General features: G+C 51.1%; 12 protein-coding genes. 4 read left to right on the forward strand and 8 right to left on the reverse strand.

The window, feature by feature from the left end:
- Window positions 1–149: 149 nt before the first annotated feature.
- Complete coding sequence (locus tag WX88_RS18930; protein WP_046245980.1) at window positions 150–890, reverse strand: shikimate dehydrogenase family protein; 741 nt, start codon at window positions 888–890, stop codon at window positions 150–152.
- Window positions 891–1,013: 123 nt separating this feature from the next.
- Window positions 1,014–1,676 carry a DedA family protein gene (locus WX88_RS18935; protein ID WP_046245981.1) on the reverse strand — a complete coding sequence of 221 codons (663 nt, stop codon included), beginning with the start codon at window positions 1,674–1,676 and terminating at the stop codon, window positions 1,014–1,016.
- 495 nt (window positions 1,677–2,171) lie between these two features.
- Here WX88_RS18935 and WX88_RS18940 point away from each other — a divergent pair, with 495 nt between their 5' ends.
- On the forward strand, window positions 2,172–3,095 hold the full coding sequence (locus WX88_RS18940; RefSeq protein ID WP_046245982.1) for a bestrophin family protein: 924 nt from the start codon (window positions 2,172–2,174) through the stop codon (window positions 3,093–3,095).
- Window positions 3,096–3,303: 208 nt separating this feature from the next.
- The gene (locus WX88_RS29575) at window positions 3,304–5,610 is read left to right on the forward strand and encodes a T9SS type A sorting domain-containing protein (RefSeq protein ID WP_082116150.1); all 2,307 of its coding nucleotides are present in this window, start codon (window positions 3,304–3,306) and stop codon (window positions 5,608–5,610) included.
- Window positions 5,611–5,705: 95 nt separating this feature from the next.
- Here the strand turns inward: WX88_RS29575 and WX88_RS18950 are convergent, their stop codons facing one another.
- From WX88_RS18950 to WX88_RS18975, 6 genes are all read right to left on the reverse strand, one after another.
- Window positions 5,706–6,536 (reverse strand): phosphosulfolactate synthase, encoded by an 831-nt coding sequence (locus WX88_RS18950; protein WP_046245984.1) that lies wholly within the window; start codon window positions 6,534–6,536, stop codon window positions 5,706–5,708.
- Window positions 6,537–6,659: 123 nt separating this feature from the next.
- Window positions 6,660–8,057 (reverse strand): tetratricopeptide repeat protein, encoded by a 1,398-nt coding sequence (locus WX88_RS18955; protein WP_046246051.1) that lies wholly within the window; start codon window positions 8,055–8,057, stop codon window positions 6,660–6,662.
- Between the two features lie 164 nt (window positions 8,058–8,221).
- Window positions 8,222–9,244 carry an NAD-dependent epimerase/dehydratase family protein gene (locus WX88_RS18960; protein WP_046245985.1) on the reverse strand — a complete coding sequence of 341 codons (1,023 nt, stop codon included), beginning with the start codon at window positions 9,242–9,244 and terminating at the stop codon, window positions 8,222–8,224.
- A gap of 94 nt (window positions 9,245–9,338) precedes the next feature.
- Complete coding sequence (locus WX88_RS18965) at window positions 9,339–10,061, reverse strand: tyrosine-protein phosphatase (protein ID WP_046245986.1); 723 nt, start codon at window positions 10,059–10,061, stop codon at window positions 9,339–9,341.
- 62 nt (window positions 10,062–10,123) lie between these two features.
- A complete protein-coding gene (locus WX88_RS18970) occupies window positions 10,124–12,631 on the reverse strand; it encodes a polysaccharide biosynthesis tyrosine autokinase (RefSeq protein WP_046245987.1) in 2,508 nt (835 codons plus the stop codon).
- A gap of 67 nt (window positions 12,632–12,698) precedes the next feature.
- A complete protein-coding gene (locus WX88_RS18975) occupies window positions 12,699–13,628 on the reverse strand; it encodes a polysaccharide biosynthesis/export family protein (protein WP_082116152.1) in 930 nt (309 codons plus the stop codon).
- A gap of 251 nt (window positions 13,629–13,879) precedes the next feature.
- On the opposite strand from WX88_RS18975, the gene WX88_RS18980 reads away from it, so the two are divergent.
- Entirely contained in the window at window positions 13,880–15,025 is a 1,146-nt protein-coding gene (locus tag WX88_RS18980) for an acyl-CoA dehydrogenase family protein (RefSeq protein WP_046245989.1), read from the forward strand.
- A 212-nt stretch (window positions 15,026–15,237) separates the two neighbouring features.
- Entirely contained in the window at window positions 15,238–15,432 is a 195-nt protein-coding gene (gene rpsU, locus WX88_RS18985; protein WP_046245990.1) for a 30S ribosomal protein S21, read from the forward strand.
- Window positions 15,433–15,434: the final 2 nt, after the last annotated feature.

A 15,434-nucleotide genomic window follows, 5' to 3' on the forward strand; every position in this document is an offset into this window, starting at 1 on the left:
CTACAAATGTGTCGCCGCGATGCGGCTAACCCATGGATGCTAGCAGCCAAATGCAGATGTTTCGCAGTTGATACGATAAGCGTCCAAAATAATAAGCGCCCAAACAACTGACTGTTTGGGCGCTCTGGTTTTAAAGCATGTGCACATGATTACTGCGCGTGCCAAATCTTCCATGCTTCTTCTGCTTGCAGGCAGAGCATCTCAAACCCGTTTTTCACCTGTGCACCCGCCTCCTTCCCTTTGGCCATGAACTTCGTCTCAGTGGGGTTATACACTAGGTCGTAGAGGTAATGATGGTCTGTTAGCGCTTCGTAAGGCAGGCTGGGATACTCCTCAATGTGAGGAAATGTACCCACCGGAGTGGCATTGATAATAAGTGTGTGCGCGGCAATTAGCTGCGGCGTGAGGTCTTCATAAGCCAAGCCCGCGCCCAGTGGGTTACGCGTTACCGGCCAGTGCGGGATGCCCAATTCCTGCAAAGCCACGCCCACCGCTTTGGCTGCGCCGCCGGTGCCTAGCACCAGGGCTCGAGCAGTGTTATGGGTAGGGAAAAAAGGGCGTAGTGAATCCCTGAATCCTACGTAGTCGGTGTTGTGACCTCGCAGCAGGCCATCGGCCGTCCGCTCAATCACGTTCACAGCTCCCACGCGTTGAGCTGAAGCTGCTAAGTCATCAAGATAAGGCATTACGGCCTCTTTATAGGGCACGGTCACGTTCAGACCAACCAAGTCGGGATTTGCCGCCAGCAAGTCCGGCAGCTCGCTCACCGACGCCAACTCAAATAAGTCGTATTGATGCTCTATCAGATTCAGCGAGTAGAACTTCTGATTGAAATACGTCTGCGAAAATGAGTGGACGAGAGTACGGCCAATAAGCCCAAACTGACGCATGCTAGTGAAAGATTGGTGAGAGAGGAATGCTAAAAGTAGCATAAAAAAACCGCCCTGACCGTAAGTGACGGGGGCGGTTTTAGTGGCAAATGCGTGAGTGATGGAGGATGAAAAAGCGACAGCTTAACGGGCTTCTGCGGCCGACTGCGAATTCATTTTGCTTTTCACAAAGGACCATATCGGCGGCAGGACTGATAGCAGAATGATGCCCAATACCACCAATTCAAAATTCTTCTTCACGACCTCGATAGCGCCAAACAAGAAGCCGCATGTTGTGAGCAACGCTACCCAAAAAATGGCTCCCACGATGCTGTAAGAAGCAAAGTAGCGATACGTCATGGTGCCTACCCCGGCTACAAAGGGGGCAAATGTGCGAACAATAGGCACAAAGCGCGCCATGATGATGGTCTTGCCGCCGTGCTTGGCGTAAAAAGCCTGGGTCTGGTCCAGATACTTGCGTTTCAGAAATTTGAAATCCTCACGGAACACCCGCGGCCCCAAGTAGTCGCCGACCAAATAATTCACGTTGTCGCCAATGAAGGCAGCGGCAATCAATAGCGGAATCAGGACCCACAAGCTCAGGCCAGTTTCGGGACGGGCGGCCAGCGCGCCGGCTGCAAACAGTAGCGAGTCGCCGGGTAGAAAAGGGAAGATGATGATGCCCGTCTCGGTGAAGACGATGAGGAACAGCACAAGATAAGTCCAGGTGCCGTAGTCATGTACTACATCCACCAGGGTCTTGTCGAGGTGGAGAAATAAGTCGAAGAAATGCTTGATGGTTTCCATGCCAGGCGTAAGTGAACCACAAAGAAAACCGGTTGTCGCCGAAGTGTCCGCTCTTTCGTGGGAACAACTGCGGAATTACGACAAGTTTAAGGGCTCTCCGCTAGCTTCAAGCGCTGGCTGCTCTGGAGTAGCAGCCAGCCTTATGAAGTGTTACGTCGTATAAATTTCGGTTACTGCTCTGGCACTAGCAGCTTTTACCATTTGCTAAACAACCAGTCACAAGAGGATTTATAAGTGTTTAAATAATTGCTTATTCAGCGAATAATATTGCTCTGTGAAGGTATGCATTGTTTGAATGCTAAATAGTCGGGCCTACTGTAAATATCTCAGTTGAGTCAGCGTAGATATTCATTACCGAAGCATAGCACAGCCTGTGATAGGGGAGCAACAAGGTTAGCGGCTTGCTATCATTTAAAGAGGTCATAGTTAGGTTTTAGATAGCCTAACCTCTGCTAGCGCTTTGTCGTTGCAGGATCTTAATTTTTACTTGTTTCAATGATAGTTTACCAAGGTGGAGACTGGTGGAAAGCCTTGTGGCATTTCCACACTTCAGCAGTAATTCGTTTGCTGCTAAAAAGAGTGGCCTTAGTAGGACTCTACGGCTGTGTTATTGCTGTAGTAAGCATTGATTTTCATACGCTTAATATTAAAATTGGCAGAGAATATCTGTCTATTTTAGGTATTCTGCTCAGCTTGCTGCTTGTATTCCGGACCAATACGGCTTATGACCGGTACTATGAAGGCCGCAAGGTGTGGGGCATTTTGGTATCGCAATGCCGGGGGCTAGCCATGGAGATGAACGCCCTGCTGCCCCGCGAGGCCAAATCCAGTCGCCGATACTTCGCCGCTCTCATCTCCAACTTCCCCATTGCTGTTGAGGGCAGCCTGCGCAACCGGGTGCGCTTCGATAAGATGGAAGCCACGCCCGATATCATCGAGCGCCTGCAAAAAGCTGAAAGCGTGGCTTCTACTATAATTGCTGTGCTCATGGAAAGTGTTGAGCAACTACGCCAAGTACAGATTTTTGACCCCATTCACCTCATCAATATCAAGCAGCACTACCTGGCTATGATGGCGGTGAATGGAACCTGCGAGCGCATCAAATCAACGCCAATTCCTTACTCGTATAGCTTTTTTATCAAGTGCTATATCACGGTGTTTATCATGATAATGCCCCTGGTATTAGTCGATTCCTGCGGTTGGTGGATGGTGCCCATCACCATGATTGGAGCTTATGCGATGCTGGGTTTGGAAATGATTGGAAACGAAATTGAGAACCCGTTTGGCTACGATAGCAACGACCTTCCCATCACCCAATTATCTAATAAAATACGGGTAAGTGTACACGATTTGCTCGGTGTGGAGCTTCCGGCTGAAAAAAAAGCATTAGCCAGCGTTCCGTACAGCATTGTGCATTAATCGGACAACTAAGGCAGTTCAACGAGCAGATATTAGGGTCTAACGTGATATAGCCAAAAATCTGCAAAACACTGTTTTTGAACAGAATCAACATGTTTTTTAATTATTAGCTAAGCAACAGACCTTTTTTTTAACTCTGCGTATATGCGGCTCATTACTACACGCCTTTAATGCGTTTTAACCTTTTTTACATCCAATTCCTACGTCCATGAAAAAGCTAATCTTTACCCAGAAGCTCTTCCGACAGCGTCCTTACCTAAGTTATTTATTTGCTCTTCTTGTGAGCCTCGGCGCCTCACATTCCGCGTTAGCACAGCAGACATACCTTTTTTCGAATGTTACTATTACCGCGAAGACGACGTCCTCAGCTTCTTCAACAACGAGTGTGTTGTATGGTAAACGGAACATGGTGGGCCAAACGGCATTTAATGGCGCCAAGCTTGGTGGGCCAGTTGGTGCCGGAGCAGCTATCAAATTTGATCCAGCTGATGGAGCTGTCTTAACCCTCGATGCTTCAAGCGTTCAAGTTTCGGGTTTTGCTGCCAACTCAATAACCTCGTCAAATCTTTTCTACCGGGTTTATCTTGTTGGTACGTCGGTAGGGAACCAGCCTAGCTTCTCTGTGCTGAGCCTAGCCGACCAAGGTAATAAGTCAGATTTTGCTAACGCCGCGGCTGGTATCAATCTGCTTAAGCAGCCTGCGGTGTTAGGTGGAGGAGACTATGTTGTTGAAATCTATTTTGCGACTGATTACAATGACACCTTTAGTGGTCCTTCGTCTGTCAGAGACGGTGGCACCAACTACATTGCTACATTCAGTGTAGTAGCCCCCGCTATAACTCCTCCTGGTGGCTCGACTACGTGGATTAGTACTTCGAATAATGACTGGACTGTTGCCTCAAACTGGAGTAATGGAGTTCCCACGCGTTTTTCTGACGCCATTATCCCCGAAAAAAATAGCAGCAACACCAATACCGTTACGCCGGCTCTCCTCGATTCAGACCCTAACCTGTACGAGGTTAGAAGCTTAACACTAAATGGTACGACTAATGCAACACGAGCGCTGCTCCGGATTGGCCAAACTACTGGGGCCGGCCCCAGTGGAGCAACTCTCAACGTGTATGGTGATTTGAATACCTTTGGCGGCGGCATTCTGGCGGCTACTAGTGGTACGAATGGCACGCCCGACCCCACGACAAACTCTACGATTGTACTCAAGGGCGATAACCAAGTAGTAAGGGGCTTGTTGGCAGTCGTTGATTTCCGTGTAGAAGGAACTGGTATCAAAAGCGTCGTCAACAGCATTACCCCGAGCAATACTTTTGTCTTTGCTCCAGGAACCAGTGCCATCGTTCGTACGGTGAGCGAAACCCGAGATGCAAGTACTGGAAACCCTATTTTCACTCTGAATACAACTAAGACATCGAACGTAGACCTGAAAGGTTCAGGAGTGTTATTGGGGGAAACCAGGACAGCCTATATTGAAGGGGTAACACTCGCTCAGCGTAATCTATCGGCTGGCGTGATGCAGAAATTTGGCAACATTGGTATTGATATCACCCCCAACCGTGACATTACCGGGCCTCCCGTTGAAATCACCCGCACAGTCAACGACCCTCTAAATGGTCCTACCACTGCTTCTGTCAACGACCCAGTAAACCCAAGTGGTGGCGTTGCGGGTGCCAAGCCGGTTCGGCGTCAGTACGGGGTTTCGGGCGATATCAATAATGCGCCTAATGTTTCGACCGTTGTTTTTCACTACTTAGACTCGCCCAGCGAATTGAATGGCATTGACGAGCCAGATTTGCTAATATTCCGGACAACAAACAATGGTATACCATATAATTTAGTCGGCGGAGTTGTTGACGTCACAAATAACACTGTGACTCAAACCGGCGTTAGGAGCATCAACACGGTTACTTTAGGTGACAGAAACAAGCCTCTCCCCGTGACCCTGACCTCGTTTGATGCTAAGCGCGTCGGCGCAGATGCCCTGATAACCTGGCAAACCGCTTCGGAGATAAACAGCAAAGGCTACAACGTGCAGGTGTCAGCCGATGGGAAGGAGTTCCGCACGTTGGGTTTTGTTGGTAGCTATTTGCCCAACAGCTCGCGCCCCACAAGCTACAGCTACACCGATGTCGAAAAGAACAAAGCAGGCTTGCGCTATTACCGTTTGCAACAAATAGATGTTGATGGTAAGACGGCCTACTTTGCACCCCGTACCGTTTCCTTCGATGGAAAAGCCCCTGTCTCCACCGCTGGGCTACTGGCTTATCCTAACCCATTCAGCAGCGATGTTCGCTTGAGCCTGCAATCCTCCGTCGAAGGACAAGGCTTGGTTCTCATCACCGATATGATGGGCCGTACCATTGGCCAGCGCCAATTTGCGCTCACTGCCGGTGATAACGACGTAGCGCTTTCCAACCTGAGTGACCTGAAAAGCGGTTCCTACCTCATGAAGGTTTCATTGCCGACGGGCGAAGTAAAGACTTTGAAAGTAGTGAGACAGTAAGCCTGGCTCCCGCAAAACAAAACGCCGGTCTCTCTACAGAGGCCGGCGTTTTGCATTGATAGCTACGCATACTATCGGCTCTGACGTACGTCATATTAGCCGCGGGGCATGGAGGTACCCGGCTTACCCGTCTTAGCTGCTGGATGAAACATCGGGTCCACCTCATCCATATCGAGGAAGTGGGTGAAAGTATCGCCGCGCAGGCCCAGCCGAATGGTTTCGAGGCTCACCACTTCATTAGGGGCGATGTTGCCCAAATTCACGTTGGCACCCAACAGCTTGATAAACCACACTTGCTGCGCCTTCTGGGGCGCTTCCCAAAGGATTTTCTCAGAAGGAATTTTAGTCAGAATTTCCTCTACCAGACCTGAACGTACCTCGCCGGTGCTCCGGAACAGGCCTACGTTGCCACCTTCGCGGGCCTCGCCGATTACCTTAATAGCCCCGGCTTCCAGTTCGGTTTGCATCTGCAAAATCCATTTGTAAGGCGGAATGATTTTCTCGGCATCCTTCGAGCCTACTTCGCTTAGCACCCGCACCTCCTTACTCAATTCACGGATGTACTCACACTTCCGCTCGTGGGGGAGGTCAATGCTGCCATCGGATACTTCGGCGTACTCCATGCCGTAGATATCCAAGAGGCGACGATAGTCGTCGAATTGATTACGGATGATGAAAGCCTCAAACAGCGTGCCGCCAAAGTACACCGGAATGTTGGCCTCACGATAGATTTCGAGCTTGCGCTTGAGATTGGGCACTACGTAGGAGGTGGCCCAGCCCAGCTTTACCACGTCGGTGTAGCTGCTGCCTACTTCCAGAAAGTCCTCCACTTCGCGCAAGCTCATCCCCCGGTCCATGACCATGGTGTAGCCTTGTTCACGGGGCTTGTCAGTGCGCTCGGGGAGCTTAGAAAGGTCGTAATTCATCGATAATCAACTAAAAAAGAAATGAAGGAGGAAAGGTAGCCAGCAGCAAAGAGGGGTGGGGCCGACAAAGAAAAACCGCCCGTCGGATGACGGGCGGCTACAAAAGTAATCCAATGCGAAATGTTATTTCCGAAACTGTTCAATCAGTCTCTTCAAGCCGGGCTGTTCCCGTAGTTCTGGGAAGTAGTCGAATAGCAGCACATGCTGCTCATAGTTGAGCGTAAGGGCCGTTTCCAGCGTGGTATACGCTTCGCGCAGGCGGCCATCGGCCAGTAAATAAGCGCACAGCATATAATGAAAGTGAGCTTCGTGCGGATGGAGGTTGACCGCGTGGCGCACTAGATCTACGGCTTCGGCAAAATGGCCCTGCTCGTAGAGAATGGCACTCCAGTTTACCCAGCCCTGCACATCGTCGGGCGCCACCTCGGTGGCTTTTTCGTATGATTCGAGGGCGCTGACCACATTGCCCACATGGTTTTCGGCGGCTCCTAGCGCCGACCAGTACTCGCCGCTCTCCGCATACAGTTCGGTGGCCTTACGGAAGTAGTGGATGGCCTCAAACCAACGCCCTTGCTCCTGAAGCAGCACTCCTTGGCCAAACCATGCCTCGTCCATTTCGGGGTTTAGTTCCAGCGCTTGGCGGTAGTACCGCCGCGCTGGCTCCCATTCCCGCAGCTTCTCGTAGCACTCGCCAATGTTGCACAGGGCCTCATCGGTGGGTTCGCCGGGTGGGTAGGCCAACTCAAATTCCGCAATAGCCTTCTGATATTCCTGCTGGCATACAAACGTATCAGCCAGCCAGTGGTGCGCATCGTGGAAATCAGGACTGATGACCACCGCAAAGTCGAAAGCCTCGGCTGCCTTTATAAATTCCTCACGCCGGTACCAGTATTGGCCCAGGTTGTACCAAGCCGTGGCGGAGTACGGGTCATCGTCGGTAAAGCGCTTGAAAAATTCTTCGTGCTCCTCCAGCCGACCCGTAATGTCGAGGCAATGCAGCAACTCTTGCACACCGGTTTCATTGTCGGGGTTCAGGCGTAGGCTTTGCTTATAATGCTTGGCCGCGCTCTTAAATTTCTGCCAGCTCTGAAACGCCAGGCCAAGATTGAAATGAATGTCTTCGCGCTCCGGTTCCTGTTCCAGCCCCGCCCTGAAAAACTCGACAGCCTGCGCGAACTCGCCCCGTTGGGTGCTGATGATGCCTCGCGTCACGGCGACGTCAGCATTGGTGGGGTCAAGGTCGGCCACGGCGTCAATCTGGCGCTCAGCTTCGGAGTAATCGCCGCGCATGGCTGTTACCTGGGCACGGTCAATCAGCAACTCGGTCGAGAAAGGGTATTGGCCCAGCGCGGCTTCGCAAGCCTGCAGGGCCTTATCGAATTCTGCACCCGTGACGTAGTGGTCGATGATATTCTCAAAGTCCTCCAAGTCAAAAAAAACAGGCTCCTGTTGGGCGACCATGCGCTCGAAGCGGCGCACAGTATCCAGCACAGCCCGGTGGTTTTCAAAATGTTCGTTCATGCGCATAAAACCGCAGTTAAGTGGATTAATTTGGTTTTGTGGATTGCCGAAACTGGAGGCTAACTCTTGTTGTCAAGCCGCCCAATTCCGCCGTTCCACTCCACTTCATCAGTACTGTATCAATAATAACAAATCTTATCCAAAACCGTGCAATCCGGCTGTTGCTAAGATACGATAACAGCCGCGGAGCCGGTTGAATTTGCCGCTAATTCTGCCGCACACCACGCCAGTGTTTCTGCTAATGGCCGGAATTCGAGGCCAGTAACACTTTGTACTTTATCGTGCGCATAAACTACTGGCTGACGCCCGGCCCGAGCCGTATCCTTAGTGATAAGAGGTCGGGCGCCAGTGAGTAAGGCCCGGGCGTGTTCCAGGCGCCAAATAACTTCGGCGGCCCAGTTAGGCACGGCTATTGTGGGAGGACGGCGCTGCATCGCCACTGCCGCCTGCTGAAAAAAATCGGCCAAGGGCACCGCTTCCGCACTCAGAATGTAGCGCTCGGCGCTTAGCGTCGGCTGGTCAAGTGCCAGCGTGAGTAATTGGGCCACCACATCACGCACGTCCACAAAATTGATCAAGCCACGAGTGTAAAAGCGGTGCTGCTGATGAGCATATCGGAGTAGGCGGGTGCTGCTTCGGTGCCAGTCGCCCGGCCCGAGCACCACCGAAGGATTAACGATAACGGCCGATAAACCCTCCGCAATGCCCCGCCACACCTCTAACTCGCCCAAATACTTAGACGTAGCATAGGCTGAGTGCGCCGCACCCAGGTCCCAGGTAGCCGTTTCGGTCACTCTAATAGCATTGTTGGGGGCAGCCCGGTTACTGGCAGTGGGCCCACCAAGCGCGGCTACCGAAGACACGTGCGCCAGCCGAATACCCGGCCGTTCCAGGCAGGCATCTACGACGGCCGCCGTACCCTGCACATTCACGTTTAGTAATAGATCTTCGTCTTGCGGAGCATAGGAAACCAGCCCTGCACAGTGGAACACGTGCGTAACTTCGGGGGTAAGGGCAGCCCGCAACAAGTTTGTATCAAGCAAGTCGCCAGCCAGCCACTCCACACCCGGTGCCGCGTCAGTAGGCTGTGCTCCCCGGTGTAGCGCCCGCACTGCCAACCCCCGCGCCCGTAGCGCCCGCAACAGAAAAGAGCCAATGAGGCCGGTGCCGCCGGTAACGAAAATCATGCGTGTATTCAGTTGTCAATTACAGATGGTCGGCTGTTGATTGATTTGCAAGCGTATGATTAAGTAAACAGCTAGTCACCACTATTGAACAACTTCAGAGGGTATTGTTCAGGAGCGGCAGTTGAAGCAGCCTTTGCAGGTACGGCTGGGGTAAAGTCCGGCGCAGCAAGGTATCGGTGTGACGCAGGTGATGAGTGTCAGTACCCACAAAGTCGACTAAGCCAGCTTCAATTAGCTGTTCGGCCACCTTTTTAGCCGCTGGCGAATAATATCCAGCTAGGGAATTCAGATTAATCTGAAGCAACACGTCGTAGTTGCGACGCAGCTTCTCAAGCTCGGCAAAACGCCCATATAGATAGGTATAACGTTCGGGGTGAGCGAGTACTGGTAGATAACCCTGGGCTTTTAATTCGAATATTATTTCAAATAAATTGAGCGGCTCATTCATGTAGGAGGTTTCGAACAGTAGATAGCGCTTATCGCCGCCGAAGGTGAGCATTTCGGTACCAGCAGCCAGCTTGCGTCCCAAAAACTCGTCGAGGTAGTACTCAGCGGCGCAGTCAAGTTCCACATCTCCTAAGCCGGCGCTGATAGCAGCAGTGCGTAATAGTTGTAGGGCCGCCCTGATGCCCTCGGGTGTATTTTTATAAAAGTCGCCCATGATGTGGGGCGTCATTATCAGCTTTCGAAACCCCATATTCCGTAGTGCACGGAGTAGATCCAAGGAGTGCTCCACGGTTTCGGCACCGTCGTCGAGGCCAGGCAGCAGGTGCGAGTGCATATCGGCGCCTAGCGTTGCCAGTGTGAGGCTAGGCATTGGCGCGGCTGCGCTTCCGCCAAAAAGCCGTTGCCAAAGCGAAGCCATCTATAATAAATTAATTAGGTGAAAAACTTCTTTAGCTTTTCGCCAAAAGTCAAGGGTTTGGCGGTCGGTTCTTCGTAGTAGCCTTGGCCATAACTGCCATAGCCGTAGCCGTAGCCATAGCCATATCCGTATCCATAGCCGTAACCACTGTTAGCGTTGGCATCGTTGAGAATAGTACACATCCGCGTGAAATTATTGCTGCGCATCAGGCGGTTCATATTCTTAATGAAGGCTTTACGGGAGTAATCAGCCCGCACAATATAGAGCGGAATATCCGCCTTGCGCATAATCAGGATTCCATCGGTAACCAGTCCCACAGGCGGTGTATCAATCAGCACGACATCATAGGTCAAAAACAACTCCTGAATCATCAGGTCGAACCGGTCGCTCAAAATCAACTCGGAAGGGTTGGGGGGAGTGGGTCCCGCTGAAATAAACTGTAGTGATTCAATGGTGGTTGGTTGAATGCACTCCTGCACGCTGTGGCGCTCAATGAGAATGGTGCTTACTCCCCGGGTGTTTTCGGCTCCAAAGGCCAAGTTCACCTTGGGCTTGCGCATATCCAGGTCCAAGATGATGACTCGCTGCCCGGAGAGGGCAATAATACCGCCCAAGTTGACTGTCACAAAGGTTTTGCCTTCACCTGAGATAGTCGACGTTACCGAAATAAGTCGCTTTTTCTTAGTAGAGCTAATGAAGTCTAAGTTGGTGCGGATGGAGCGGATTGATTCAGAAATGGCTGATTTGGGGTTCTTATCTACTACCAGCCGCGATATCTCCATCTTCTCCTTATCGTAGGTGGGGATGATACCTAATACTGATGCTTTAGAATTTCGCTCCAGTTCCCGCACATTGGTGATTGTATTGTGCATAAAGTACCGCACTGCAATCAGGCCCAAGCCCAATATGAGGCCGCCAGCTAAGCCCACGGCATATACAAGTAGCTTGTTGGGAGAGATGGGAGCGGCAGGGGGTGAGGCAGGAGATAGTATCTGGAAATCGGCAGTAGTACCGGCTTGCTCAATATTGAACTGCACCTTCTTGTCCATCAACTGCAGAAAGAATTTATTATACAGTTCCAGGGGCCGTTGCAAGCGTTCTAGTTCCGTTCCTTTTGCGGGGAGGCCTGCTAAGGCGGCCGTAATTTTGTCACGCTGCTGATTAAGCTGCTCTAACGCACTGTTCAGTAGTTTTTGATTTTGCTGCAATAGGCGCTTGATGCTGGTGCGGGCAAAATCAATTTTGGCTTGTTCCGCCTGAACGGTTTCCGTTTTATTAGTATAGGAGCGTGAAAGACGGCGCAGGTTCCATTGCAGACCATTCAGGTCGCTCAGCTGTGCGTTCAGTAGCGGGTCTTCGATAGTAGCTAGCGCTGGAATGCTCTGCTCAACCGTCTGGTTTTCATCGCTGGTCAAACGGCCCTGACTGGCCATTTGGGCTACCTGTGCCAACAAGCTGAGCTTTTCACTTATTTTAAGCCGGTCCTGCTCCAGCTTTTCCAGCTTTTCGCTCATGGTACCTAGCTCACTCTTCACATCATAGGTTCCAGAACTTTGTACGAAACGCTGCAGGCGTTCCTCAGCCTGTTGCAGGCTCTTACCATTCTCGTCCAGGATTTGATCCAGAAAGCGCAGTTGCTTCCGCGTAACCTCTGATTTCCGAGTTAGTTTTTCCTCCAGATAGACGGAGTTAATTTTATTAACAATGTCCTGGGCCTTACTAGGGTTGAAATCGGTAAACGCAATCTGAATGGTGTTGGCATCAGGATTAACTACCTCTACAGTCAGGTTTTTATCCAAATAACCATTAACGGTATTATCATCCTGTATCGTGAAGTGGTAGTTAGAGTCCGTGATATTATCCATCGGCATTGCCGTAGGTAACACCTGCAGACTAATGCCGGGGAGCGCAACATTTTGTCCCAAAGTATACTCCCCGCCTTGTGGGCTACCTTGACTAATAAAATCGAGTTTAAAGCGCTGGCTATCTACAAAGGTTAGGTCAAATTTACGGTTGTACAGGGCGGGGTCAGTAATCTTATAAATTACCCGAAAAGGAGCCGTTCCATACATCTCAGATTCCAGTACCGTGCCTTGAACATAGTAATTGACATCCAGCGCCAAAGAGTCCTTGAGTCGCCGGTAAATAATGTTGGATTTAATCAGTTCTACCTCTCCGGCCAGCTTGGCGCCGCGGCCTTTATCAGCGCCAGGAACGACTTCGCCGGCCAAGCCGAAAGCGCTGCCCTCATTGCGCTCATCAATCTTCAGCAGTGACGCAGATTTATAAATTGGCTTGGTATAGCGTAGATAGAGCCAAGAAGCTGTTGTTCCGAGCGCAACAAGTAGCAACAGCCATAGGAGACTACGCCGTGCTACCAGTACGAGTGTGGCAATATCAAGCCCGGCCGAATCCTCCTCGGTATCGTTGCTGCCGCCTATCGGTGTTTCTGGGGGAGTAGCTCCGCCGCCGGTGGCGTTGCGGATGAGTTCTTCCAGCTCCGTATTTTCGTTTATGGCCATTGCAATGATATTACCAGCTTGAGCTATAGTCTATTAATTTATAATCTTTGATAGGATCCTGTGATTTTTATTCCCTAAATAGATTGATGACGAGGTAGGCGGTGGTAAGTAAGATTGAAGATAAACTCAAGATAGGGCCAGCATCAACCAATGCATCGAGCAATGGGCGGCGTATGGGTTCTACATATATAACGTCATTAGGCTCTACTTGCAAATTCGCGCGGCGCATGCCATCCAACGTAGATAAGTCAATTTGTTGAACTCGTGGGTTCTTTAAGTCGCCCCGAATAATACGAATATTGTTAGCCTTGCCACCGTTGCGATACAGGTTAGAGGAGCCGTTGCTGCCGCCATCGATGCCACCAGCTAAAGCAAGTACTTCCAGCAGGTTCATGTTGTCATTGTTGAGAGTAATGACTTGACCACCAGTTGCTCCTAGTACAATCACCCGATTGTTTGTTACGCGGGTAGTCACAAAGGACTCCTTATAAAATTCGTTGTAGCGCAAGGCCAGCATGCTGTCAGCTTCTAGTAAAGTCAGGCCGCTCACTTGCACCCTATTCACCAGTGGCAGTACCACGGTACCATCAGCTTGCACCAAAAACTCTGACCCAGAGGAAACCACACCAGCACCTTGGCCAGTAGCAGGGCGCGTTGTAGTACGACTGCCACTTGGAGAACTGTTGCTGCGGTTAGGCAGGCTGCCACTGGGTTGGCCAAACTGCAACTCACCATTAGGGTCCAAAATTCGCTCGCCTTTGTTGGTATTCACTCGAACATCTAAGATGTCATTAGCCTGAATGACATAATTCCGCTCTGACCGGTTCATGGCAATGCGGAGCTTAGTGCTGTCAAGTTGCCGTCCTTTGCTGTCGGTAAGCTGGAATAAGGTGCGCTGATTGTAGTATTTGGTCGAGGCACACGACGAAAAAAGCAGCGCTACTGACAGGGCTAACAGCCACACTCGTCTGAAGTGACGAAGAAGAAAATTCGGCATGGAGGCCAATAAGGGCAAATTCAAAAGTGAAAACGCGGAAAAACTCAAATCGCTCCGGTCGGGTTCCTCCTAAAAAGCCTCAAAAGTAACGCTTTTGCCGGGCCCGTTCAAAAACAAGCCGTTACGGTGGTTGGGTGAAGCAGCTTTTCTCACTACTTAAATCGTACTTTTACGGAGCCAAAATCAGCAGCCATTGGTTGTTATAATCAGCGAACGTACTTTCTCTCATATCCCATCCAGTTCTTTTTTCCATGGAAGCAGTAGCCACCGAAAATCAAACCATGATTGCGCAAATGGTGCGTGACTTTGGCGCCCAGCACATCAAGCCCAACATGATGAAGTGGGATGAAAGCCAGGAGTTTCCTGTTGACATATTCCATAAGCTGGGTGAACTGGGTCTGATGGGCGTGTTGGTACCGCAGCAGTATGGCGGCTCTGGCTTTGGCTACATGGAATATGTGACGGCCATTGCCGAGCTAGCCAAGATTGATGGCAGCATCGGCTTGAGCATGGCGGCTCATAACTCTCTCTGTACTGGCCATATCCTACAGCATGCTTCAGAAGAGCAAAAGCAAAAATACCTCCCCAAGCTGGCTTCCGGTGAGTGGATTGGCGCTTGGGGCCTCACCGAACCGAACACTGGCTCCGACGCCGGTAATATGCGCACCACCGCGGTGCTCGACGAGAGCGGCGATTATTATATCATCAACGGCGCTAAAAACTTTATCACCCACGGTAAGACCGGTAATGTAGCCGTCGTAATCGTGCGCACCGGCGAGGTAGGCGACTCCCACGGCATGACGGCCTTCATCATTGAGCGCGGCACACCTGGCTTCGAAGCTGGGCGCAAAGAAGACAAACTCGGGATGCGGGCTTCCGAAACCACAGAGCTGATTTTTACTGATTGCAAAGTGCCTAAGGAAAACATTATTGGTAAGGTGGGCGATGGGTTCGTCCAGTCGTTGAAGGTGCTCGACGGAGGGCGTATCAGCATTGCGGCGCTTAGCCTTGGCATTGCGCAAGGGGCCTTCGAGGCGGCTACGCAATACAGCAAGGAGCGTCAGCAGTTCAACCAGCCCATTAGCAGTTTTCAGGGCATTGCCTTCAAGCTAGCCGATATGGCCACCGAGATTGAGGCCGCTAGCCAACTCACCTATCGCGCTGCCGACATGAAAGACCGCGGCTTGAATGTGAACCTAGAGTCGGCCATGGCCAAGCTTTACGCTTCGGAGGTGAGCGTCCGCGTGGCCAACGAAGGCGTGCAGATTTTTGGCGGCTACGGCTACACCAAGGACTATCCAGCAGAGAAGTACTATCGCGACGCCAAACTGTGCACCATTGGTGAGGGCACCAGCGAAATCCAAAAGCTAGTAATTGCTCGCGCTCTACTGAAATAGAACCACAGATTTAACAGTTTTTTGTGATTTCAGTTGGTTTAGATTAATCCCCCAAAAGGCCCTCACTAAGGCGTCAGGCGCGGAACCGCAAAAAATCTGTTAAATCTGTTAGAATCTGTTAAATCTGTGGTCTATCTTTGCGGCCCGTTTATAGCGTAGTGTACCTGCTTTGCTTACGGCCTCCCTCCTGAAAATCTCCCTCATTCCCTGATATGATTATCATTCAAATCAAAGACAACGAATCGGTTGACCGTGCCCTGAAGCGCTTTAAGAAGAAGTTTGAGCGCACCGGCGTACTGAAAGAGCTGCGTCGTCGCACCTTCTTCCAGAAGCCCAGCATCACCCAGCGCAAGCAGAAGCAGAAGGCCGTGTACAAGCTTGCCACTTACGGCCAGCCGAACGAATAGCC

Origin of the sequence: Hymenobacter terrenus (assembly GCF_000972495.1) — a bacterium.
GTDB lineage: Bacteria > Bacteroidota > Bacteroidia > Cytophagales > Hymenobacteraceae > Hymenobacter > Hymenobacter terrenus.

What these genes read in the sequence shown, in the direction of transcription:
- WX88_RS18930 (WP_046245980.1), bottom strand. Translation starts at nt 890, where the DNA reads ATGCGTCAGTTTGGGCTTATTGGCCGTACTCTCGTCCACTCATTTTCG.
- WX88_RS18935 (WP_046245981.1), bottom strand. Translation starts at nt 1,676, where the DNA reads ATGGAAACCATCAAGCATTTCTTCGACTTATTTCTCCACCTCGACAAG.
- WX88_RS18940 (WP_046245982.1), top strand. Translation starts at nt 2,172, where the DNA reads ATGATAGTTTACCAAGGTGGAGACTGGTGGAAAGCCTTGTGGCATTTC.
- WX88_RS29575 (WP_082116150.1), top strand. Translation starts at nt 3,304, where the DNA reads ATGAAAAAGCTAATCTTTACCCAGAAGCTCTTCCGACAGCGTCCTTAC.
- WX88_RS18950 (WP_046245984.1), bottom strand. Translation starts at nt 6,536, where the DNA reads ATGAATTACGACCTTTCTAAGCTCCCCGAGCGCACTGACAAGCCCCGT.
- WX88_RS18955 (WP_046246051.1), bottom strand. Translation starts at nt 8,057, where the DNA reads ATGAACGAACATTTTGAAAACCACCGGGCTGTGCTGGATACTGTGCGC.
- WX88_RS18960 (WP_046245985.1), bottom strand. Translation starts at nt 9,244, where the DNA reads ATGATTTTCGTTACCGGCGGCACCGGCCTCATTGGCTCTTTTCTGTTG.
- WX88_RS18965 (WP_046245986.1), bottom strand. Translation starts at nt 10,061, where the DNA reads ATGCCTAGCCTCACACTGGCAACGCTAGGCGCCGATATGCACTCGCAC.
- WX88_RS18970 (WP_046245987.1), bottom strand. Translation starts at nt 12,631, where the DNA reads ATGGCCATAAACGAAAATACGGAGCTGGAAGAACTCATCCGCAACGCC.
- WX88_RS18975 (WP_082116152.1), bottom strand. Translation starts at nt 13,628, where the DNA reads ATGCCGAATTTTCTTCTTCGTCACTTCAGACGAGTGTGGCTGTTAGCC.
- WX88_RS18980 (WP_046245989.1), top strand. Translation starts at nt 13,880, where the DNA reads ATGGAAGCAGTAGCCACCGAAAATCAAACCATGATTGCGCAAATGGTG.
- rpsU (WP_046245990.1), top strand. Translation starts at nt 15,238, where the DNA reads ATGATTATCATTCAAATCAAAGACAACGAATCGGTTGACCGTGCCCTG.